Here is a 23627-nt window from a genome sequence, read left to right as displayed (position 1 = left end):
CACTCCCCGCCACCCGCTACGCACCCCTCAGCAACTCCCGCAGGCTCGCTGCCAGATCCTCGCGACGGGCTATGTCCAGCTTGGCGAAGATCCGGTACAGATGCCCCTCGACGGTACGCGTGGACACCACCAGGTGCTCGGCGATCGCCCGGTTGGACCGACCATCGACGGCCAGGAGCGCGATCTCACGCTCACGCGGCGTCAGGGTGGGCGCCGTGAACGGGTCCGCCGGCCCGAGGACCAGTGTGCCGTCGATCCGTGCGCGACGACGGCGCGCCACCGGGCCGAGGCTCCGCCGGCTGCCCTCGTCACGGTCGACCGCGTAGAGCTCCATCGCCAGACAGGTGGCCTTCGCCGCGAGAAGGTGCTTGTGCAGGAGGTCCGCGCGGTCCGCCGTGGACGCGAGCGCCGTCGCGTCGCGGGAGACCAAGCCCTCCGCGTAGGCCTGCACCACAGCAGCGTCGACGCCCTCCAGTCCCGCCGCGACCTCTGCGAGCAGGACCGGGGAGCGCTCGTCACCGAGCACGACCGCGAGTTCGAGGATGTCCTTCTCCGCCGTGTGCCACCCGCGCTCCCGCGCCGCGCGCGCTCGTTCCACCAACCGCGCGGTGGTGGCAGCGGGGGCGAGCAGGATCCGCGCCGCGTCGATCAGGGCGGCTCCGAGCAGGGCGAACTGGTCTGCCCCGCGGGAGGCCGCCACCTGGAAGTCCGCGGACCACCGTTCCACCTGATCGACCTCTCCGAGTGCCGCTGCTGCCCAGGCACCGATGCCCAGCGCGTAGGGCAGGATTGCGTCCTGGTCGAACCGGCGCAGAGATACCAGCGCGGGCCGGATCGTTGCCAGGGCCTTCCTGAACTGCCCCCGGCGCACATCGATGGCCGCGTCCAGCACCGCGACGCCGCCGCTGCAGAACGCGTAGTCCGCCTCGCCACCCGGTGTGTAGTTCCGGATGGCCTCCGCGGCGTCGGCAAGGTCACCACTGTGCACCAGCACCCCCACATGCCGCAGGAACGCCGGGCCGCGGAGATCCGACAACAGCTCGGGCCGGTGGTCGACGAGTGCCAGGGCAGCCGAGCTGTGAACGCGGGCCTCGACGCTTCTACCGGTCGCACCCAGCGCTTCGGCGAGCAGGGCGTGCGCAGTCACCCGGACGCGCGCAACACGCGCGCCCCCGCCCCCGTCCACCTCCGTCAGATGCTGCAGGGATTCGATGGTCTCCCCGTACCGTCCGGCAAGATTCGACGAACGGGCCCGCTCGAGCAGGAATGGGTGGTCCGTCGCCGGGAAACTTCCCCAGGAGGAGGTACCCGCGGCCCCGTCCGGTACTGCCGCCCGCGATTCGTCCGGCCGACCCAGGGCCAGCAGCGCCGTGGAGCTGTACAGGGCTGCGACGGCACGGTGGTCCGGTGTGCGGATCCCGCGGGCGAGCTCCAGCGCCGCGCGTGGATCGGCATTCCACAAAGCCAGTTCCGCAAGGTCCAGTCGTCGCTCGTCCGGGACGGACTCGCCGCATTCGAGCTCCCACACGGCGCGACGGATCCGTGCCTCTGGGCGGATGGACCTGTGGTCGGACGCCACCGCGCGCAGCTCCTGCAGCAGGGCACGACTCCGTTCCGACGAGACCGTGGTCCGAAGGATGTGTCCGGGAACGAGGCGGTTCTCCAGGTAGGTGCAGCCTCGTTCTGTCACTCTCCCGAGCAGACCCTCGTGCAGCAGCGAGGAGACCGAGGCCCCACTGAACCGGACCAGGTCCGCGGGATCGACCATCCCGGCGAGTGCGGTGAGCTCGAGAGCCGTCCTCTCGGCGGGGCAGAGCTGTCCCACCATGAGGGCCACGGCTCGCGTGGCGCCGGCAGGGACGGCCAGTTCGGTGTCCTCGAGCACCCACACGCCGTCGACCGCACGGAGCGACCCGTCGCCGACGGCCTCGTCGAGGATCGGCTCCAGGAACAGCGGACTGCCGCCCGCTCGGGCTCGGAGGCGGTTGCCGACACCACGTGCGACGTCGGGGCCCAGCATCGTGCTGCACAGGAGGTCCACGTCGAGGTCGGTCAGCGGCTCGAGCATCCATTGCCCGAGCAGGCCCTCCTTCGCGAGTGCGACGACGTCGTCGGAGAGCGCCGTCGGAGAGGGTGCGAACCCGACGACCTGCAGGGCCCGGGTGCCCACCAGCTGGGTCAGCAGGGCGGTACTCTCACGATCGAGGAGATGGAGGTCGTCGACGACGACGACGACCCCCTGACCGGCCGAGCGGCCACGGAGGAAGGACAGCACGACGCGCAGGACCGACAGCGGCGAGACCAGCTCTGCTGGATCGGCTCCGCCGAGCAGAGGCGCCAGTGCCCCGTAGGGAACATCCCTCAACGCCGGCGTTGGGACGATCAGGACAGGCGCAGGGCAGTCCCCCGCGGCATCGAGCGTGCGCTGCGCCAACGCGGTCTTCCCCATCCCCCGCCCGCCGTAGACGAGGACTCCGCCCCCGCCGTCCTGACGCAGCGCGGCTTGGATGTCGACGAGCAGGTTGTCCCTGCTCGGGTACGTGGGGGTGGGCGCTGCCGCAGGCGAGCTCATCGGGTACCGCTCCGGTGCAGGAGCTCTCCATGGCCCGTGAATCGGTCGTAGGAGCGTTGCTGCTGCCCGCCAGGGTCCCGGCGTACAGTGCGCTCCCGGGCCATGGGTGGCACCCGGAGCAGATTCTGCGTAGGCATAGGGACCGGCTTCCCAGCTCGTGAGACTTCCTTTCGAGGAAGCCTAGGAAGGAATCCGCGCCCCAGCACGAGTGGCGTATACGGATGTCGGCGGAAGCCTACGTGGACGAGCTACGCGGATCCGTCGCCGGCTACTCGCTTCCCGACGCGGCACCACCCGGTGCGCCCGCAGGAACCCCTCAGGCGATGCCGTCGAACAGACTCGTCACCGAGCCGTCGTCGAACACCTCCCGGATGGCACGCGCGATCAGGGGTGCGATCGAGAGGACCGTCAGCTGGGGGAAGCGCTTCTCGGACGGGATGGGAAGGGTGTTGGTGACCACCACTTCCCTGGCCCCGGACTCGGCGAGGCGGCGGGCGGCAGGGTCGGAGAACACCGCGTGCGTGGCAGCGATGATCACGTCCTTCGCCCCGGCGTTCTTCAGGACCTGGACGGCGCCCGAGATGGTACCCCCGGTGTCGATCATGTCGTCGATCAGCACACATGTGCGCCCCTCGACCTGCCCCACCACCTGCTTCGAGACCGCCTGGTTCGGCACCGTCAGGTCCCTGCTCTTGTGGACGAAGGCCAGCGGCGCCCCTCCGAGCCGCTCCGCCCACTGCTCCGCCACGCGGACACGCCCCGTGTCCGGTGAGACGACCGTGATGTTCTCGGCGTCGACCCGGGTACGGATGTAGTCGGCGAGCAGGGGGATGGCCATGAGGTGATCGACCGGGCCGTCGAAAAACCCCTGGATCTGCGAGGTGTGCAGATCGACGGACATCAACCGGTTGGCCCCTGCGGTCTTGTACATGTCCGCGACCAGGCGGGCCGAGATCGGCTCGCGTCCGCGCCCCTTCTTGTCCTGCCGCGCATAGGGATAGAAGGGCGAGACGACGGTGATGCGCTTCGCCGAGGCCCGCTTGAGGGAATCGACCATGATGAGCTGCTCCATCAACCAGTTGTTCAGTGGAGCGGGGTGCGCCTGGATCACGAAGACGTCCGTGCCGCGGACGCTCTCCCCCGAGCGCACGTAGATCTCACCGTTCGCGAAGTCGTAGGCCGAGACGGGGAGCAGCTCGGTACCGAGCCAGGAGGCGATCTCCTCCGCCAGCTCCGGATGCGCGCGCCCGGATGCCAGCACCAGTTTCTTCTCGCCGCGTGCCGTGATCTCGCTCATGACTGTCCGCCTTCGTGTGGTTCTCCAAATGGAACGGGGGCCGTGCCGGACCGTGCCGCATCGGCCGACGCCGTGCCCGGCCTGTTGGACACCGTCCAGTCCTCGATGATGCGCTGCGACAGGACGCTGAGACCGAGCGCTCCGGCCGGCAGGTCCTTGCGGACCACCGCCCCGGCGCCGGTGTAGGCCCCGTCGCCGATCGTCACGGGCGCGACGAACACCGTGTTGGAGCCCGTCCGGACATGGGATCCGATCGAGGTGCGGTGCTTGCCGACGCCGTCGTAGTTGGCCGTGATGTTCCCGCAGCCGATGTTCGTGTACTCGCCGATCTCCGTGTCGCCCGCATACCCGAGGTGGGAGAGCTTGGACCCGCGGCCGACGACCACGTTCTTGGTCTCGTAGAAGGCTCCGATCTTCCCGTCCTCCCCGAGCACGGTACCCGGCCGCAGGAAGGTGAACGGACCCACGCTGGCGCCCGCTCCGATGCGGGCGCCGCTGCCGTGGGTCCGCTCGACGTGCGCACCCTCCGCGACGACGACGTCGGTGAGGGTGGTGTCGGGGCCGACCACCGCGTTCCGGGCGATCCGCGTCGCCCCGTGCAGCTGGGTACCCGGGAGGATCGTCACGTCCTCGTCGAGTTCCACGGACACATCGATCCAGGTGGACGCCGGGTCGACGATGCTGACACCTCCGCGCATCCAGCGTTCCAGGGTTCGCCGGTTCAGCTCGGCACCCAGGCCGGCCAGCTGCACCCGGTCGTTGGCACCCTCCACCTGCCAGTGGTCCTCGACGAGCAGTCCTGCCACCCGCCCGCCGTCCGCGCGGGCGAACCCGAGGACGTCGGTGAGGTACAGCTCACCCTGCGCGTTGTTCGCGTCGATGCGCTCGAGCCCGGATCGCAGCGCTCCGGCGTCGAACGCGTAGATTCCCGAGTTGACCTCGGAGATGGCCCGCTGGTCCTCGTCGGCGTCCTTGTGCTCCACGATCGCGGTCACCGTGCCGTCGGCGGCGCGGAGGATCCTCCCGTACCCCGTAGGATCCTCGAGCTCGGCGGTGAGCACGGTGACGGCGTTGCCCTGCTGCTCGTGGGCACCGACGAGGGCTTCGAGTGTCGTCGCCTCCAGCAACGGCACATCCGCATAGGAGACGACCACGGTGCCCTCGATGGCTCCGGCACGCTGATCGAGCGCGTCGAGGGCCACCTGGACCGCCCGTCCCGTGCCCGGCACATCGTCCTGGTCCACCAGGAGGGCAGAATCGTCGAGTCCGGCAACGTGGTCCGCGACGAGGTCCCGTTCGTGCCGCACGACGACGACGAGATCGCGGGGGGCAACTCCCCGGGCGGCGGCGAGCGCATGTGCCACCATGGACTGCCCTCCGAGGGGATGCAGGATCTTGGGGGTGCGTGACCTCATGCGGGTGCCTGCACCGGCTGCCAGGACGATCACCGCGGACGGCCCGTCCGCCGATCGATGCGGCCGTGCTGTCGGGTCTGCGCTCTGGTGGTTCACGAGGTGGGAACTCCTACCGATGGTCTGCTGGGGCGGTCCCGCGTCCGGCAGGGACGGGGTACCGGGGCTCTCGCCGTTCCGCCCATAGGATTCGAACCTATACTCCACAGCTCCAAAGGCTGGGGTGCTGCCATTACACCAGGGCGGACCATGCCGCGGTGCTACCTCCTGCCGGGGGCACCTGCGCACGATTACCTAGTTTGCCACGGAGTTTCCTCCGCAGCGACTTCCCCCGGGCCGGTCCGGGTCGTGCGGCGAGGGCCCGGATCGTTGAAGCGGGAGGGCCACCGCGCTAGATTCTGACCATGCGTCCTCCCCGCCCCGAGATGTCCGACACCACCCCTCCCCCCATCCCTCCGACGCGGACGCCGGCGGGGTCCGTACGCCTCGCGGGCCGGTTGTGGTTCGGCAGCGTGGTGGTGGGCCTGGCCGCCGTCGTCCTGCGCGTCCTGGACCGGGAAGGCCCCCTGTCCTACCTGCGCCGGACCGCAGGTGAGCTCGATGCCGGCCTCGCCGACGCTGACCTCGAGACAGTGGCCCTGATCGCCTTCTGGGGCACCGTCGGGGCGCTGCTGATCGTCCTCCTCGCAGAGGCGGTCCTGATCAGGCCGTTCCTGGCGGGACGCGGCTGGACCCGCTGGGTACTCGCCGTCCTGCTCGTCCTGAACCTAGGCTCGGTGCTTCTGGCGTCGGCGTTCCTCACCGACGACTCCGGCGGTCTCCAGCTCCCGTTCGTCCTCCTCGTGGTCCAGGCGGTCCTGGCTGCCGCAGCCCTGCTCGTCGCTCTCCTGCCCGCCTCCTCGCGCTGGTTCCGGGAGCCCCGCGACGGCACGGCCACGCACCGGCCCTGAAGCCACCGAGCCTGTACCGGACGCTGAGTGTTCCGGAGGACGAACGTCGCGGAGCAGTTGTTCGCAGGAACGGATCACCACCTGGCATGCTTCGAGCGCTCCGCGATCGGTGAGCGGATTCTCCGCGACCAGGCGCCACCGGCGCAGTTCCGCCATCGCGGTGGACGCGACCTCCTCCGCGGCTGCCTCGTCGCCGAGTGACAGCCGGTGGGCGGGAGTAACGCCGGAACCCCCGATGAGCCGCTCGGCATCCCGGGCATCCCCGGCACCCAGCGGAACAACCCGGGACCGCAGGGCGGAGAGCAGCCTGAGCTCGCGGATCTGGTGAGCTCCGGCCTCGATTCTCTCGATCGACCCCAGCAGACTCCGACCCTGCGGAGTCGGGTGGGCCTGGACCAGCTCACGGACGGCCTGCAGCGCCGTCCGTGCCCGGAGTTGGTCCGAGCGCGCCCTGAACTGACGCTGGACGAGTTGCAGAAGCTGATCGAGGCCACTGCGTCTGGCGAGTTCCACGGCCAGCTCCGACGAGTTGGCAACGCCTCCTCGCAGCAGCGCGCAGGCCAACCGGATCCCGAATACACCGAAGCGGTCCAGGAGGGACGCACGCAGCTCCGCATCCACCTGCAGTCCGGCATCAGGGCGTATGAAACGGTCGGCCGAGAGCAGCATCTTCTCGCGCACCGGTTTGTCGAGGGCAGCAAGGGCCGCGAGGGCTCCGAACTCCTCCTGCCGCAGGGTTCGCGAGCTCTGTGCCAGCAGACCCGCGACAGGCACGACGTCGAGGGCCAGCGCCCGCAGCGCCGGATCGGCGCGATACCGATCGGCGATACCCGCCGCCGAGATCAGTGAATCGATCCGCCCAGCCCCCACCTCGTCAGCACGGGACAGCACGGCGAGGGCGTTGACGGTCCCGGAACTGCCGGTGCTGTCATCGCGGAACGCCTCGAGGAAATCGAGATCGGACGCGTGCAGATGACGCATCAGATAGATGACGGCGTCGGCCTCCGAGGCCCGGTCCTCGGGGGTCAGCAGCTTCAGGCTGCGCTCCGAGAGGTCGGTGGAGAGGGACGCGATGCCGGGGGTGTCGATCAGCGTCAGGTGGCGCAGACTCTCGGCAGGCCAGTCCACGACGAGTCTGTGCACCTCGTCGGAGCGCAGGCCACCGAGGTCGAAGTCGAGCCGTCCGGCCACGCGTCGCACCGGAAGGAGCACCTGTCCACCGTCCGTGCGGTGGAGTGTGATCCGCGGAGTGGCCGACCAGCGGTACCAGGTGACGATCCTGGTGCATTCACCCGTGTCGGTCGGCGCGATCTCCTCGCCGATGACGGCGTTCAGGAGGGTCGACTTCCCGGCCTTCATCATCCCCGCCAGGGCCACCCGCAGCGGCTCGTGCAGGCGCTCGGCGAGGTCCTCGAGCAGGGCGCCCACGGCAGGATCGTCGCCGTAGGCGGAGCGCGCCTGGGTGAGAAGCTGCTCGACCTCCGCCAGGGTGTCGGTCACGAGCCGGCCTTCACGGCATCCCCGGTCACGTCCGGAGCGCGCACGACGTCGGGAGCCAGGGCTGCCGCCTGTCGCCGCAGTGAGGAGACCTGCTCGAGCAACCCCTTCACCTCGCGGATGCGGTGCTCCCTGTCCTTGGCCTGGGAGGAGGACGTGCGCTGTGCCGCGGCGACGGAATCGGCCAGGGACCGGTGGTACTCCTCGGCGATCTCCGCGAAATGGTCGCGGGTCTCGCGCTGGACGAGTCGCAGGCGGTCCTTGAGCTGTTTTCCGACCTGGAAGACGACGTCGTCGATCTGGCGTCGCACCATGGTCTTCGCCTCTGCCTGCCTGCGCTTCAGGCGCGCTTCCTTGTCCTCGCGGTAGGCCTTGCGTCCCAGGAGCAGGCCGGCGCCGACCGACAGCGGATTGATCAGTGACATGCCGATGATGCCGGTGAGCAGTCCGAACATCAGCACGCCCCCGTAGGAACCGCGCATGCCGATGAGGACCTTGCCTGGCAGGCTCACCCTGCCCGGATCGAGATCGGGGACCTCTTCGACCGGTGTGAGGACGTCGTCGGTACCCGACACCTGGAGCAGCGGGAGGGGAACCTCGTCGCGTGCGAACAGCTCGGCGACCTCCCCCGCCAGCCACTGGGAGCGTTCATTCGTCCATACGAACGTGTCGGAGACCGCAGCGGCGACGCGCTGCTCCAGCCACTGCGCGAACTGGTCCCACACCTCCCCCGGATCAGCGGCGTCGATGGCCGTCTCGGCCTCGCGCTGGATCCTGCGCAGGCGATCCCGCAGGTCGTGTTCCATGTCGGCGATCAGGTCGGACATGCCGTCGTTGAGGGTGACCTGCCAGCGCGCCGACCGACGACGCTGCTGGTCGGCTTCGGCCTTCGTCTCCTCGAGTCCGGCGAGGAGCTCCCTGACACCGTCGGGATTCTCGAGGGCGCTGAGTTCGGTCCGCAGCGCCAGCTGCAGATGCTCGGCGGTCGAGAGCAGGTCCTGGGCGACCGACCGCTTCTGGACCGCCGCGGCCTTTCCCACGATCTCGTGGAGGAGGTAGGTCACGAGTTCGGGGAAGCCGGACTCCTGGTTGAGCTCCGCGTCGTTGGTCTGCGCGGCGTGCAGGCGGAGGTCCGACGAGACGGGGAGCAACGGCACCGAGGTCGCGTCGGCGCGGTCGAGATGCCCCCGATCAAGATCGGCGATCCTCCTCCACTGGGGGTACAGATCCGTCTTCGAGAGCACGCAGGCCACCGTGGGCACGATGCGCTGGGCCTGCTTCAGGAAGCGGAGTTCGGGCTCGGTGTACTCCTGGGAGGCGTCGGACACGAGAAGCATGGCGTCGGCCGTCGGCAGTGCCGTCAGGGTGGTCAGCGCGTGCGCCGAGTCCAGCCCGCCCACACCGGGTGAATCGATGATCGACAGCCCTCGTTCGAGGATCTTGCGGGGCAGCCCGATCTCGGCGGCGGCCAGGCGCTGCTCGTTGCCCGGATTGTGCCGCTCCGAGACGTAGTGCGCAATGTCCTCGAGCGGAATCGGCCGTCGCTCCGGTGGCCCGCCGTCCTGCCCCGCTGCGGACTCCCCGGCTGCCACGACCACGACGGCGGAAGCAGGATCACCCCAGCGGACCACGGTCGGCACCGAGGTCGCGATGTCGTCATCCACGGGACAGACCGGAGCATTGACGAGTGCGTTGATGAGCTTGCTCTTGCCCTGCTTGAACTCGCCGACGACGATCACCCTGACATCAGGGTCGCCGAGCCGGCGAAGGGTCTGTTCCAGCCGTTGCCTGAGGTCGCCCCGTTCTCCGACCACCACCAGCTCGATGGCACCCTCCACCATGCTGACCAGATCAACCATCGTGCAACCCCTCGTCCGCCGGATCCGGCAACGGTCCGGCCCAGCGGGAGTGCTTCCCGCTGGGCCGGACCGTTACCCGACTATCGTGTGCTGTGCCGCCTAGTGACCAGCCTCCTCCAGGTGGACGTCGGTGTCGACGTCCACATCCAGCGAGTTGTCCTGGTTGAAGGAGTCGTCGACCGAGGTGAACTCGTTCATCGAGTTGTCGTTGAAGGAGTCCTGGACGACCAGCTCGGTGTCGACCGACTCGTCGTTGAACGAGTTCTCGACGGCCAGCTCGGTGTCGACCGAGTTGTCGTTGTAGGAGTCCTCGATCGTCGAGTTGTCGTTGAACGAGTCGGTGACGTCGACAGAAAGATCCACCGAGTTGTCGGTGACCGAGTTGTCCATGGCCAGGCTGTTGCCGTTCAGCGAATCGGTGACCGAGTTGTCCGTGTTCGTGGAGCTGTCGTTGAACGAGTCGCTCGTCGAGTTGTCCGTGCTCGAGTTGTCGTTCAGCGAATCACTGATCGAGTTGTCCGTGCTCGAGTTGTCGTTCAGCGAGTCGGTGATGTCCACATCGAGGTCCACCGAGTTGTCCGTGGCGGTCGAGTTGTCGCTGAACGAGTCACTGACGGAGTTGTCGGTGTTGAGGGTGTTGCCGTTCAGCGAATCGTTGACCGAGTTGTCGGTGTTGGTCGAGTTGTCGTTCAACGAATCGGTGATGGCCACATCGAGGTCCACCGAGTTGTCGGAATTGTCACTGTTGTCCGAGTTGTCGCTGTTGTCGGAATTGTCGTTGTAGGAATCCGTGGCCGAATTATCCGAGTTGTCGTTGTAGGAATCGGTGACCGAGTTGTCCGAATTATCCGAATTGTCGGAGTTGTCCGAGCTGTTGTTGTAGGAATCCGAGATGACGGTGTTCGTCGAGCTGTCGTTGTTGGAGTCCCTCGTGGAGTTGTCCGTCGAGTTGTCGTTGTTGGAATCCGTCATGACGGTCGTCGTGGAGTTGTTCGAGTTGTCGTTCCCTGAGTCCGTGGTCGTGGTGGAGTTGTCCGAGTTGTCGTTGTAGGAGTCGGTCGTGGTGCCGATGGCAACGCTGGCACCTCCACCCGCAGAGACGTTGGTGGAGCTGTTCTGGGAGTTGTCGACCGAGTTGTCCACGGAGTTGTCCACGGCCGCGTCGCCGTTGGCTGCCACGGCGTGATCGCCGGACGCCACGTACGCGTCGTTGTCGAACATCTGGTTGACATCGCCGTTGGCCCAGATGTTCTGGTTCACCGAGCTGTCGACGATCGTGTCCCGGTCGTCCACCGAGGAGGTGTAGGAGTAGTTGTTGACCACGTGCATGAGCTGCTGGACCGCGTTGCCGTGGTCGCTGTCGTCGCCACCCGTCGCAGGGCTTCCCGGCGTGACCGGTGCGGTCGAGCCGCCCCCGTTGCCGCCCGAGCCTCCGGCACCGCCCGCTCCTCCGGCACCGCCCGCTCCTCCGTGGCCGCCGGCTCCCATGCTGCCGCCGCCCTGGCCGCCTGTCGCACCACCACCCATGCTGCCGCCGCCCTGGCCGCCTGTCGCACCACCACCCATGCTGCCGCCGCCCTGGCCGCCTGTCACACCGCCGCCCATGCTGCCGCCACCCATGCCGCCTGTCGCACCGCCGCCCATGCCGCCGCCCGCACTCCCGATGACACTCGGCGCCCCACCGGCACCCGGCATCATCGGAGCCACATCGCCGGAGGAATTGCCACCGGTCATGTAGGTGCGGTCGAAGGACGCGTTGACCGGTGCGTAGTCGAGGACGACCGGCATGACCGAGTCGACATCGTCCATGCAGACGCCGCCGAGTCCTGCTGCGGCGAGGGTGCCTTCGGGATCGGCGATGAACTCGTTGGCTGCATCGGCATCGCGGAAGAGGTTCATGAGGAAGTCGAGCAGATCGTTCGCGAGAGTAGTCATTGGGAATCCTTCTCAGTGTCTCGGTACCGGTTCGGCACGGCGTCCTTGCCGGGCTTGATGCAAACCTATGATCGGGTCCGGCGCCGTGGCATCGGGGCGGTGCCCCCCACCGTGGCGGCCCCTGTTAGGGGATTCGGGGTCGGTGCATTAGGGGCTCATGGGGATGCCGGCGCCCGCACCGGTGTCCTGGGTGAGCAGGCGAAGGCGAGCGAGCAGGTCGGAACGGGTATCGGCGCCGAGGCGCCGCCGGATCCGGGCCACGTGGTGCTCGACCGTGCGGGGGGAGATGAAGACGGTCTCGCTGATCTCGCGGTAGGTGCGGCCCTGCACCACGAACGTCGCGATCTCACGTTCCCGGTCGGTCAGGAAGGCGCCCATGGGCTCGGCTGCCTGCGCGGCGTCCGTGGTGGCAGGGGTGCCGGCGGGGTCCGCCCCGTCCCGTGAGGGTCCGGGATCTGCTGCTTGGCGCCCTGCCGGAGCAGGAGTCCCGGAGAAGGACGTCGGCTGGGCCTGGGTGTGCTGCACCGTGCTCGACCGTCGCGGGATCGGTCGGAGATCACGAGCACACGCGAGCAGGCGAACCATGTCTGTCCGGTCGGCTGCCCGGGCGGACGCATGGCCGACCAGCCGGGCGCCGTCCCATCCGTGGCCCACCTCGGCCAGTCCGCGCGCCGCGGCCTCGACGGCGTCCGGGTCGAACCGGCCACCCAACACCCTGACCCAGGCCCCACCCGCTGCGGCGTAGGTACCCGCCAGCGGATAATCCACCGCTCCTGACACGAGGGCCGCGGCGTGCGGCGCGAGGCGATCGGGCCGTTCCAGCAGCAGCTCGGCCTGGACGACGCACCAGCGCAGGGGAACCGTCCAGAGCGCCGGCTCGCCGAGGCGTCCGAGGAGGGCCCAGGCTTCCTCCATGTACGGCTCCAGGACCTCTGCCTTGCGCAGCCGCGCTGCGGCGATCACGAGTTCACCCAGCGGCAGGAGCGAGAACAGGTCCACCGACACGTGGAGCAGAGCTTCGTGGGCCCGTTGCCATCCGTGGACGAGGCCGGCGGTGTCATCGGTCCGCCGTGCGAGTCCGACCTGCAGCGCGCACAGCAGGACCTCGTCACGTGGGACGAGATCCTCGTCGGCCGTTCGGGCTTCGGCGATGAGAGCGCGCGCCTCATCGAGCTGATCCTCGAGCATCGCTGCCCACGCGGCGATCAGGCACAGCCGGGCGCGCATCCCGCCTTTGCCCTGGCAGCCTTCGAGCGCCGCGGTGAGCACTGATCGAGCCGTGGCTGGGGCCCCCGCCATGATGGCGGCGACTCCGGCCAGGGCAGCCGGGGATTCGGCGCTCGGCAGCAGCCGCCCTGATGCCGTCAGGGTGTCGGAAGCCCGCACGAGAAGGGGAAGCGCCCTCGGCGACGACGAGAGTCCGGCCAGTGTGCCGTCGGCGAGGAGCATCGCCGCCACCTGGGTCAGCGACGGCGACCCGGTTGCGGAAGGATCTGCGCGGATTCCTCGTGCGCCGTCGGGATCTCCCGCTGCGACGAGCGCGACGACGGCCAGTGGATCCGAGGCACTCGGGTCCCGGAGGGCAGCCCATCGATGGACGTCGGCTGCACGGGACATCATGCCACGCTGCGCCCAGACGCTCGCCGAGACCCGCACCGCCCGGGTGAGGTCGGGTGGGTCCGATGCGTCCGTCCCGTCCTGCACGCGATCCTGATGGGCCGCGAAGTAGTCGTCGAGGATCCGGCAGGCGGTATTCAGGTCGCCGGAGGCTGCTGCGGCCTCGGCGCGTGCTGCAGCGAGGGAGTCCGGATCCGCGCCGGCGGCCACGGCGAGATCGAACAGGTCCACCGCCCGGTCGGGGTGGTCCACGAGCGCCTGTGTCGCTTCCTGGACCAGGAGCGGTGGCAGCCGCGGGTCCTGCAGTCCTCCACGGGCGAGATCCCGGGCCAGACCGCCCAGCGGGATGCCGTGATCGTCGTGCACGTCGATGAGTGACCGCTGGAGTCGTCGCACCTGGAAGATGTCTGCCTCACGTAGCACGCTGTCGAGCACGTGGGGCAGGGGCCGACCCCCGACCAGCAGGCCGTCCTCCGCGGCCTTCCTGACCAGGGACGGGAACGATGCACCGGTACCGCACCCGTGGGGTGGGACAGGACCGTCCGGACGGAATCCGATTCCCAGCGCGAGCACCGCCGCGCGAAGACCGGGATCGCCCGGGACGAGCCCGGCGCCGTCGGCCTCCGCGGTTGCACGGACGGGTTCTGCGTAATCGACGCGCATCACTCATCCCTCCGTGGGGACGGGCGTTCCGACCGGGGTCGAGGACGGTTCGGGCGGGGATGGTTGGAGGGTGGGATCCGCCACAGCGCCATCTCCGGCCGCGCCTGCGTCTCCGGGGTTCGGGGCGGAGGGGTTCGGTGCGGAGGAGGCCGGCGTGGAAGGCTCCGGTGCGGGCGGCTCGGAGGGCGCGGGATCGGGACCGGACGGTCCGGGGACCATCGGTGTGGTCGGGCCGGGTGTGGGAGCAGGGGGCGTCGGATCAGGCTCGACAGGTGTACTGCCGGGCCCGGGAGCAGGGACGGGAACCGAAGGAGCCGGTGTGGTCGGTGTGGGTCCCACAGGCGCCGGGGATGTCGGTGACCCCTGCCCCGGAGCGGGGGTGGGCCCTGGCTGTTGCGGCGACGGCGCGGAAGGTGAGATCGGTCGGGAGGACGGAGCCGGCGAACCGGTGGGCCGGTCGCTGGTCGCGGTGGACGGTGCGTCCTCGGAGGTATCCGACGGTGCAGGCCCCGACGACGGCTTCCCCGACCCGGGTTTCTGCCCGGATTTCTGCTCTGAGCTCGCATCGGCTGCGTCATCTCGAGTAGTGGCCGACGAGGAACCCGTTGTTCCTGAACCGCGCTCCCCGGACGTCTTCGTCGTCGGTCGGTCGGAGCGATCGCCTACCGGGTCTCCGGCTGCACGTGGTCCTTCGGGAAGGTCTCCACCGAGCGCCGCCTGCGCACGGTCGAGCAGGGTGGCACCCGCGCTCGGGGTGGCACCGGCGCTCGGGGTGGCTCCCGCGCTCCTGCCGGCGCCGGGCGCATCGGATGTCGACTGAGCGGCTTCCGCCGGGCTCCCGCCGGCGAGGGAGCTCAGGGCCGAGAGCGGCGTCGGTATGCCGGCCGCAGTGGCCGTCGCCACGCCGAGCATGGCCACGGCGCCGATCACCAGTGCGGCCCGGGCGCCGGTCCGACGACGTGCTGCATGGAGTGCCGGCCCGTGCTGTGCGACGAAACCGTGCTGCGTCGCGACGGCGTGGGTAGGCGTCGGGAGAGGTAGGCGTGCGGCGTCCTGCTCGTTCCCTGCGACGACCGCGGGGGTGCTGCCCACCCGTTCCTCCTGGAGCGCCCCCGCGGCGAGAGCCGCTCCGAGGGCGATCGATGCCTTCGGATCGGCGTCGACGGCGAGGGGCCTGTCGAACGCCCGGGAGAGGAGCTGTGCCACGAGCGGGATCCTGGAGGACCCTCCGATCAGCAGGATCGCGGAGAGCTCGCCGGGGGCCACCCCAGCCCTGTCCAGGGCACCCCGGAGCGCTTCGACGGTCTCGTCGACAGCGGGCTCGATCATCGCCTCGAACTCCGACCTCACGAGGCGGATCCCGGCCTGGCTACCCGGAAGATACACGGGAATGGTGGCATCGGCGTCGGTGGACAGGGCCTCCTTCGCCTCCGAACACTCCTTCCTCAGCCGTGCCAGTGCCTGGAGGGTCTCGTCCGCCGTGGGATCGAGCTCCGCGAACCGCTCCGGGAGGCACCGCACCACATGGGCGAACACCTCCTGGTCGAAGTCGGCCCCGCCGAGCCGTTCCAGCCCTGCGGGTTCGCCCAGGACGGTGAAGGTGTCCGCGTCCTTGACCAGGACGGTGGCGTCGAAGGTGCCGCCGCCCAGATCGTAGACGGCGAAGGTGCTGCCCGGCGCCACCCGCTGCTGCCCGGCGTAGGAGAGCGCGGCCGCTTCCGGCTCGGTCATGAGGACGATGTCCTCGATGCCCGCACGGGCCACCGCATTCCGGATCGAGGTGGTGCGGTACTCGCCCCACGCGGCAGGATGCGTCACGGTCACCGAGTCCGCGGACCCACCCTCGCGTTCCCGGGCATGGTCCACCACATGACGGACGACGGACGCGAAGAGATCCTCGGCGAGCACCGCATGCTCACCCATCACCAGCGGGACGTCGTCACCCACGCGACGTTTGAACTCCCGGGCGAGGCGGTCCGGGCGGAGCATGCCGCGACGCTCCGCCGCGTCTCCCACCAGGAAAGAGCCGTCGTCGTCCACGAAGACCAGGGAGGGAATGCAGGTTGCGCGGACACCGAGCGAGAGGATCTGCGGATCCTGCTGAGCTCCTCCGACCCTGATGATCGCGGCGGCTGTATAGCTCGTTCCTACATCGACACTGACGTGATAGGACATCTTTCCCCCGGACGCGGTTTCCCCATGACCAACTGTCCCCAGCCAATACCGCTGCCCCCGGGCGGACAAGAGTAATTGCCCGTGCACACTACGTGACCACGGACCGCGGGTACCTGACTTCGGTGACCGGGCCCACGTAGTGCCAGGCGACCCGCCTGCCTCTTCGGCCGGGGCGGGCGCTACTCCCCCAGGATCTCCGAGGTCTCCATCCACTGGGCCTCGAGACCCTCGATCTCCGTCTGCAGATCCTGCAGCCGGACGTTGATCTCCGCGATGGAGCCGAAGTCCGCATCGGCCCTCGCCCCGGCGTCGTTCATCTGCTGCTGCAGCTTCCCCTTCTGGGTGTCCACCTTGGAGATCTGCCGTTCGATCCGGGTGAGATCCTTGCGTGCCTGGCGGAGCTCGGCCTCGGTCGAGGTGCTGCCGGATCCGCCGCTGACGGCCGGCGAGGCCGCACTGCCGGTGGCCGTCAGGGGCCCGGCGGCGGTGCGCAGCTCCAGGTACTGGTCCACCCCACCGGGCAGATCGCGGAGCCTGCCGTCACCGAGGAGCGCCATCTGGGAATCGGTGACGCGCTCCAGCAGGTAGCGGTCGTGCGAGACGACCACGAGGGTTCCGGGCCAGCCATCGAGGACATCCTCGATGGCGGACAAGGTGTCGGTGTCCAGATCGTTCGTGGGTTCATCGAGCATCAGGACATTCGGTTCGCCGACGAGCAGCCGCAGCAGCTGCAGGCGACGCCGTTCGCCACCCGAGAGCTCGCTCACGCGGGTCCATTGCTTCTCGTTCGTGAAGCCGAGCTGCTCCACGAGCTGGCTGGCGGAGACCTCCTTGCCACCGACGGCGAAGACGCGTTTCTCCGACTCGATGACCTCGATGACCCGGCTGTCCCTCACGTCGTCGAGCTCACGGACCTCCTGCGACAGCACGGCGGTCTGCACGGTCTTGCCTCGCTTGTACTTGCCGGACGTGGGTGCGATATCACCGTTGAGCAGCCGCAGCAGCGTGGTCTTGCCGGAACCGTTGACGCCCACGAGTCCCAGCCGCTGTCCGGGCGCGAGGCGCAGCGTGATCCCGTCGAAGAGTGTCCGTTCCGGAGTCTGCCCGTCGTCGATGGTCAGACTGACGTCCTCGAGATCCAGGACGTCCTTCCCGAGGCGCGACATCGCCATCTTGCTCAGGGCCAGGGAGTCCCGCGGCTCCGGGACATCGGCGATCAGCTCGTTGGCGGCCTCGATGCGGAACTTCGGCTTGGCGGTCCGCGCCGGAGCACCACGGCGCAGCCAGGCGAGCTCCTTCTTGACGAGCTGGACACGCTTGGACTCCACCACGGAGGCCATGCGGTCGCGTTCGGCGCGCGCCAGTACGTAGGCGGCGTACCCACCCTCGAAGTCGTCGACGACGGCGTCGTGCACCTCCCACGTGTGGTTGCAGACCTCGTCCAGGAACCAGCGGTCGTGGGTGACCACGAGCATGCCGCCCTCGTTCGCCCGCCAGCGCTGCTGCAGGTGCCGGGCGAGCCAGGCCACACCCTCCACGTCCAGGTGATTGGTGGGCTCGTCGAGCATGATGACGTCGTCGTCCGCGATGAGGAGTTTCGCGAGCGCCACCCGCCGCTTCTGACCGCCGGAGAGCGACGAGATCCGGGCGTGCCAGTCCACCTCGGAGACGAGGCCACCCATGACGTCGCGGATCCGGGGGTTCGACGCCCACTCGTGATCCGCCTGGTCGCCCACGATCGCCCGCCCCACTTCGAGGTCGCCGTCGAGCACGTCCGACTGGTCGAGATAGCCGACGGTCACGTCGCGACGCTTGGTGACCCGACCGGAGTCGGGAGTGCCGCGCTGGGCGAGCAGGCGCAGCAGGGTCGACTTGCCGTCGCCGTTGCGGCCGACGACGCCGATGCGGTCACCCTCCTCGATGCCGAGGGAGACCGAGTCGAGGATGGTACGGGTGACGAAGGCGACGCTGAGATTCTCCGCGCCGATCAGGTGTGCCAAGGAAGGACTGCTTTCGGTTGGATCGGGAGTTCAGCCCGCGGACTCCGGCGCGAGCCGGGCGCCGTGCGCCGGTCCGTGGACGGACCTGGCGTGCAGCCCCTCGGCTTCCAGGAGGGACTGCAGCTGGGCCGCATGGCCCGAGCTCCGGGTGAGGAAGGCGATGGTGGGACCGGATCCGGAGACTATCCCGGCGAGGGCGCCGGCGTCCGATCCCGTCCCTAGGATATCCCGCAATCCCGGTGCGAGCTCGAGTGCGGCCTCCTGCAGGTCGTTGTGCAGCAGGGGCGCCAGGGCAGCGGCGTCGCCCGCACGCATGTGCCCGAGGACCGCCGGGTCGATGGCGGGCTGCGGATCGACCTCCGTGCCGTTGCGCAGCCGGATCTCGTCGAGGGTGCGGTAGACCTCGGGGGTGGACAGACCGTACTCCGAGATCACCAGCACGAAGTGCAGCGGTGTCTTCGAGATGGCGGAGGTCAGTCGGTCGCCGACCCCGAGTCCGACGGCGGTTCCTCCCAGGAGCGCGAACGGTACGTCGGCGCCGAGATCGACGGCGATCCTCGCGAGTTCGTCCCGCGAGAACCCGCTCCCCCACAGCGCGTCGCAGGCGAGCAGGGCCGCGGCGGCGTCGGCCGACCCACCGCCCATCCCCCCAGCGATGGGAACCCGCTTGGTGATGTCGAGGTGCACTCCGGAGCGACCGGGGCTGAGGTCCGCGAGCAGACCTGCTGCGCGGACCGCGAGATTGGTGCTGTCCAGCGGGATCGACTCGGCCGGGAGATTGAGCATGCCCTGGCCGTTGACGCTGACGCTGATGGCCTCGCCCGGCGTCGCCGTCGCCGTGACCTCCTCGAAGAGCGACACGGCGAGGAACACGCTCGCGAGCCCGTGGTAGCCGTCCTCACGGAGCGGCCCCACCCTCAACGCCACATTGATCTTCCCCGGCGCGCGGACCCGCACGGAGCTCGCTCCGGACCGGAGGTCGACTGTTCTGCCCGGGATCATGCTCCCCAACCTAGCCCACAGCTCATGCGGGTCCGGGATCGTCGGCGGCAGGCACCCGCGCCTCGGCGATCCGGGCGAACGCCGTGATGTCGAGTACCTCCCCGCGCGCCGTCGGATCCACGCCGGCTGCCCGGAGTGCCCGTTCCGCGAGCGCGGGAGAGCCGGCCCAGCCCGCGAGTGCTGCGCGCAGCGTCTTCCGGCGCTGGGCGAAGGCGGCGTCGATGACGGCGAAGACGTCCTCGCGGGAGGCCGCGGTGTCGGGGGGCTCGCGCCGGGTGAAGCGGACGAGGCCCGAGGCGATCTTCGGTGCGGGCCAGAAGACGTTCATGCCGATCACCCCCGCCTTCGTCATGGTGGAGTACCACGCGGCCTTCACCGACGGGATGCCGTAGGTCCGTGACCCGGGAGGGGCGGCGAGCCGGTCCGCCACCTCGTCCTGGACCATCACCAGCCCGTGCCGGAGGCTCGGGAAGTTCTCGAGGAGGTTCAGCACCACGGGCACGGCCACGTTGTACGGCAGATTGGCCACGAGCGCCGTCGGAGGATGCGGCAGGTCCGTCACCCGCAGGGCGTCGCCGAGAACGACGTCGAGCGCTCCGGCGCGCTCCGGCCGCCAGTGGCCGACGGTCCCCGGGAGGCGTGCGGCGAGCACCGGATCGATCTCGACGGCGACAACGCGGGCGGCGGCATCGAGGAGCCCGAGGGTCAGTGATCCGAGCCCTGGCCCCACTTCGAGGACTGTCTCGGCCGGGTCGAGATGTGCGGCCGCGACGATCCGGCGGATGGTGTTCCCGTCGATCACGAAGTTCTGCCCCAGGGTCTTGGTGGGGCGGAGGTCCAGCTCGGCTGCCAGTCTGCGGATGTCTGCTGCCCCGAGGAGGGACGCGGGCCGGCCGGCGGGGAGGGGCGTGGTCACAAAGTCATCGTATCCGGCGGGCGGCCCTGTGGTCCTGCCGGTGCCGGGCGTGCGGGCCGTGTGCGGATCCGCTCAGTCCCAGCGCCCGTAGACCGCCTCGGTGTTGAGCGTCAACCGGGTGCAGAGTGTGTCGAGCGGCGTCCCGAGGACCTCCGCCATGGCCCGCACGGTGGTCGGCATGACGTAGGAGGCGTTCGGGCGGCCGCGGTGCGGATGCGGGGTCAGGAAGGGCGCGTCCGTCTCCACGAGGACGAGGGCGGGATCGGCTGTCAGCAGGGCCTCGCGCAAGTTCGCGGCATTCCTGAACGTGACGGTTCCGGCGAAGGACATGTACCAGCCCTGCTCGTTGCACCGCCGGGCGAGCTCGGCACCGCCCGAGAAACAGTGCAGCACCACCCGGTCCGGCGCGCCGTCGGCGAGGAGGGTGGCGACGACGTCGTCGTGTGCGTCGCGGTCGTGGATCTGCAGTGCCTTGCCCAGTCGTCTGGCGATGTCGATATGGCTCCGGAAGGATTCCAGCTGGCTTCCCCGCCCGGCGTCCCCGGTCCGGAAATAGTCCAGTCCGGTCTCCCCCAGGGCGCGGACACGCTCTCCGGCGGCGAGCGCCTCGATCTCGGCCAGGGCATCGTCGAGCAGACCGGCCGCGGCGAGGAGGGGAGCCTCGTTCGGATGCAGCGCGACGGCGCCGAGGAGTCGCGGATCCTGGTCGACGACGGCGGCGGTGAGGCGCGACGACGCCAGATCCGTCCCCACCTGCACCGCTCCGGCGACCCCTGCCGCCTCCGCGGCATCGAGTGCCTGACCGATCGGTACCTCGGCTGCGCCGCCGTGGATGTCGAAGTGCGTGTGATTGTCGATCACGGGCACCGGCAGCGGATCCGGGAGCGGCGGGTACCCGCCCCTGCGGTGCAACCTGGGCTGCGGGGCGTCGGCGCCCTCGGACCGGGACCCGGGCTCAGGCTCCCGGTAGGGCGCCGGGGTCTCGCCGGGGACGGATGGACGCGGGGACGAATGGGAGCTGAGGTGCATGGCGCCAAGCCTAGCCAGCGCACGGAACTTATCTCCCGGCGGGCAGGTTGAGCTAGTACTCTGTTGGATCAGCCGGCCGGGCCCGCACCGGCCCCGCCCGACCGAGTACCACGATCCCTGCAGCCGCCCGCCGGAAGGTACCCATGGACACCCGACACGACACCGCCGAGACCGGGGAGGACCCGCGGCTGGTGGCTCCGACCGGTGACCCCGGGCAGGAGCGGGCGTTCCACGACATCAGTACCCGGATCCTCGGTGCCATCGAAACCGTGATCGACGGCAAACCCTACGCCGCCCGCCTCGCACTCACGGTCCTCCTCGCGCAGGGCCATCTGCTCCTGGAGGACGTGCCCGGCGTAGGCAAGACCATGCTCGCCAAGACCCTGGCACGCACCATCGACTGCACCGTCAACCGCATCCAGTTCACGCCCGATCTGCTGCCCTCGGACGTCACGGGCGTGTCGATCTTCGACCAGGAGTCGCGCCGGTTCGAGTTCCGGCCCGGTCCCGTCTTCGCGAACATCGTGATCGGCGACGAGATCAACCGCGCATCGGCCAAGACACAGTCCTCCCTCCTGGAGTGCATGGAGGAGCACCAGGTGACCGTGGACGGGCGGACCCACGTGCTCGGTGAACCCTTCATGGTGGTGGCGACGCAGAATCCCATCGAGATGGAGGGCACCTATCCGCTGCCGGAAGCGCAGCGCGACCGGTTCATGGCACGGATCTCGATGGGGTACCCGGACGCCGGCGCCGAAGCGGACATGCTCGAGTCGCACCAGTCCGTGAGCCCGCTCGCAGGCATCCGCCCCGTTGCCACCGTCTCGGACGTCGCCGCGATGATGCGCCAGGTGCGCAGTGTCCACGTCTCGCCGTCCGTCAAGCACTACACCGTGGCACTGGGGCGGGCTACCCGCGAGCACCCCAGGCTCCGGCTCGGGGCGAGTCCCCGCTCCCTGCTGCAGCTGCTCAGGGCGTCGAAGGCGTCAGCCGCACTGGAGGGGCGCGACTTCGTGCTCCCGGACGACATCGCGGCAATGGCCGATGCGGTACTGGCGCACCGCCTCATGCTGGACCGCAAGGCCACCAGTGCGGGGGACACCGCGTCGGGCATCGTAGCCGACGTCGTCTCGCGGGTACCCGTGGCCCGGGAGACCCAGCGGCGCTGACGATCGTGACCGCGACCCCGCCCCGTACCGCCGCCGCAGGACCTGGGGCCTCCTGATGGCGCTGCTCGAGCGACTGCCCTCACGCGTCCTCACCGTACGCGGATGGGGCTTCGTGCTCGCCGCCGTGGTGGCTCTGCTGGCGGCCCAGACCCTCGGGCGGCGGGATCTGCTCTATGTCGGCATCCTGCTCCTGGCACTTCCCCTGGCCTCCCTGATCGTGCTGCGGGTCCTCAAACCACGCTTCACCGTCGCGCGGCACTTCCACCCGGAGTCGATGGAGGTCGGTGCGACCACCACGGTGACCCTCGAGCTGACCGCGTCCGTCGCCGGTGGTGCACGGATCGCCATGGAGGAGCACCTGCCGGCACGCTTCGGGGACGCCCCGCGCTTCTCCTACCCCGCCGTTGCTCCGACCCGGGAGGGTGTCTCACGCTACGAGTACCGTCTCCGCTGCGCGACCCGCGGGGTCTTCGCCATCGGACCGATCACTGCCGAGTTCATGGATCCCTTCGGTCTCGTGACGTCCCGCCACGTGCTCGGCGGGACCGCAGACCTGGTGGTCACGCCCGCACCCGTGGAGCTGCTGGGGTCGGTGCTGTCCGGATCCCGTGGTGCCGACGGCCTCGCGTCCACCAGACGGCAGGCGAATCCGAGTGACGACGACGTCATGACCCGTCAGTACCGCCACGGCGATTCGATGCGGCGTGTCCACTGGGCCGCGACCGCTCGTCACGATGAACTCATGGTCCGTCAGGAAGAATCGGTCACCACGCCGCAGGCCACCCTCCTCATGGACCAGCGGCACCACAGTTTCAGTACGGGCTTCGGCCCTGCCTTCGGCTCGGGCGAGACCGGCGCCGGCCTGTCGACATCCCCCACCTTCGAGTGGGCCGTCACCGCGGTCATGTCCATCAGCGCGCACCTCCTGGAGCGCAACTACGCGGTGCGGTTCCTGGAGCAGCAGGGGGCGCCCGCACTCCTGCGTTCGGCCTCGGCTCCCTCGCCTTCCGACGAGGAGCACCACGGAGCCGGCGCCGTCACGGGGATCGCGGAGGGTCTCGCCGCCCTGGAACTGGCGCCCGAGAACGGGCGCCACACCCATGGGGAGCAGCGCTCCGGCAGCACCGCGGTCCGCGCAGTGGCGAAGGACCGGTCGCTGCGGTCCACCGGACGTCCTTCGCCCGGGACGTCCCAGGGTCCTCCCGCCGCCTTCGGGGACCAGCTGCTGGACGGGCTCGCGAGCACGCGGTACCGGGGGCCCCTGATCGCCGTCCTGGGCGTCCTCTCCGACCATGATGCGCAGGCGCTGGCCGGCGTCGTCGACCACGGCTCGGTCTCCTACGCCGTCATCGTGACGGAGCGGCCGGCGGATGCCCGGCGGCCGCTGAAGATCCTGCGGAACGCTGGCTGGCACGCGACGGCCGTCTCCCCGGCAGCAGCCCTGCCGGTGGTCTGGGCGGGTCTCGACCGCACCGCCGCCGACCCACTCCGGAACGACACGGCGGGCTCCGCCCAGCCGATCCGGGAGGGTTAG

At 69.6% G+C, this 23627-nt stretch carries 14 protein-coding genes and 1 tRNA gene; 2 read left to right on the top strand and 13 right to left on the bottom strand.

Translation table 11 applies throughout. The annotated features are described in order from the left end of the window. Nucleotides 1–16 precede the first annotated feature (16 nt). The 13 genes from FQ377_RS08285 to FQ377_RS08220 form a co-directional block, all read right to left on the bottom strand. Nucleotides 17–2572, bottom strand: a complete 2556-nt coding sequence (locus tag FQ377_RS08285; RefSeq protein WP_148600772.1) for a helix-turn-helix domain-containing protein — start codon at nucleotides 2570–2572, stop codon at nucleotides 17–19. Between the two features lie 316 nt (nucleotides 2573–2888). Beyond that, on the bottom strand, nucleotides 2889–3869 hold the full coding sequence (locus FQ377_RS08280; RefSeq protein WP_148600771.1) for a ribose-phosphate diphosphokinase: 981 nt from the start codon (nucleotides 3867–3869) through the stop codon (nucleotides 2889–2891). Next, nucleotides 3866–5380 carry a bifunctional UDP-N-acetylglucosamine diphosphorylase/glucosamine-1-phosphate N-acetyltransferase GlmU gene (gene glmU, locus FQ377_RS08275; protein ID WP_148600770.1) on the bottom strand — a complete coding sequence of 505 codons (1515 nt, stop codon included), beginning with the start codon at nucleotides 5378–5380 and terminating at the stop codon, nucleotides 3866–3868. Before glmU ends, FQ377_RS08280 begins: the two co-directional genes overlap by 4 nt. A gap of 76 nt (nucleotides 5381–5456) precedes the next feature. Beyond that, nucleotides 5457–5528: transfer RNA gene (locus tag FQ377_RS08270), tRNA-Gln, on the bottom strand. 520 nt (nucleotides 5529–6048) lie between these two features. After that, nucleotides 6049–7731 carry a dynamin family protein gene (locus FQ377_RS08265; RefSeq protein ID WP_262364347.1) on the bottom strand — a complete coding sequence of 561 codons (1683 nt, stop codon included), beginning with the start codon at nucleotides 7729–7731 and terminating at the stop codon, nucleotides 6049–6051. Beyond that, complete coding sequence (locus FQ377_RS08260; RefSeq protein WP_148600769.1) at nucleotides 7728–9587, bottom strand: dynamin family protein; 1860 nt, start codon at nucleotides 9585–9587, stop codon at nucleotides 7728–7730. Before FQ377_RS08260 ends, FQ377_RS08265 begins: the two co-directional genes overlap by 4 nt. 99 nt (nucleotides 9588–9686) lie before the next feature. Further along, nucleotides 9687–11522 carry an IniB N-terminal domain-containing protein gene (locus FQ377_RS08255; RefSeq protein WP_187393299.1) on the bottom strand — a complete coding sequence of 612 codons (1836 nt, stop codon included), beginning with the start codon at nucleotides 11520–11522 and terminating at the stop codon, nucleotides 9687–9689. 147 nt (nucleotides 11523–11669) lie between these two features. Continuing rightward, nucleotides 11670–13802, bottom strand: coding sequence for a helix-turn-helix domain-containing protein (locus FQ377_RS08245; RefSeq protein ID WP_148600767.1), 2133 nt, complete (start codon nucleotides 13800–13802; stop codon nucleotides 11670–11672). A gap of 3 nt (nucleotides 13803–13805) precedes the next feature. Beyond that, the gene (locus FQ377_RS08240) at nucleotides 13806–15977 is read right to left on the bottom strand and encodes an Hsp70 family protein (RefSeq protein WP_148600766.1); all 2172 of its coding nucleotides are present in this window, start codon (nucleotides 15975–15977) and stop codon (nucleotides 13806–13808) included. A 179-nt stretch (nucleotides 15978–16156) separates the two neighbouring features. Further along, nucleotides 16157–17977 (bottom strand): ABC-F family ATP-binding cassette domain-containing protein, encoded by a 1821-nt coding sequence (locus tag FQ377_RS08235; RefSeq protein WP_148600765.1) that lies wholly within the window; start codon nucleotides 17975–17977, stop codon nucleotides 16157–16159. 30 nt (nucleotides 17978–18007) lie between these two features. After that, on the bottom strand, nucleotides 18008–18979 hold the full coding sequence (locus tag FQ377_RS08230) for a 4-(cytidine 5'-diphospho)-2-C-methyl-D-erythritol kinase (RefSeq protein ID WP_148600764.1): 972 nt from the start codon (nucleotides 18977–18979) through the stop codon (nucleotides 18008–18010). Between the two features lie 22 nt (nucleotides 18980–19001). Continuing rightward, nucleotides 19002–19895: a 16S rRNA (adenine(1518)-N(6)/adenine(1519)-N(6))-dimethyltransferase RsmA gene (gene rsmA, locus FQ377_RS08225; protein ID WP_148600763.1), complete on the bottom strand. Its 894-nt coding sequence runs from the start codon at nucleotides 19893–19895 to the stop codon at nucleotides 19002–19004. A gap of 72 nt (nucleotides 19896–19967) precedes the next feature. Continuing rightward, nucleotides 19968–20924, bottom strand: a complete 957-nt coding sequence (locus FQ377_RS08220; protein ID WP_148600762.1) for a TatD family hydrolase — start codon at nucleotides 20922–20924, stop codon at nucleotides 19968–19970. A gap of 143 nt (nucleotides 20925–21067) precedes the next feature. Here FQ377_RS08220 and FQ377_RS08215 point away from each other — a divergent pair, with 143 nt between their 5' ends. Next, a complete protein-coding gene (locus FQ377_RS08215; RefSeq protein ID WP_148600761.1) occupies nucleotides 21068–22093 on the top strand; it encodes an AAA family ATPase in 1026 nt (341 codons plus the stop codon). A 55-nt stretch (nucleotides 22094–22148) separates the two neighbouring features. Further along, complete coding sequence (locus FQ377_RS08210; RefSeq protein ID WP_148600760.1) at nucleotides 22149–23627, top strand: DUF58 domain-containing protein; 1479 nt, start codon at nucleotides 22149–22151, stop codon at nucleotides 23625–23627.

Source organism: Arthrobacter echini (genome assembly GCF_008107445.1).
Classification (GTDB): Bacteria; Actinomycetota; Actinomycetes; order Actinomycetales; family Micrococcaceae; genus Arthrobacter_D; species Arthrobacter_D echini_A.
This window is presented reverse-complemented; position numbering and strand designations above follow the sequence as displayed.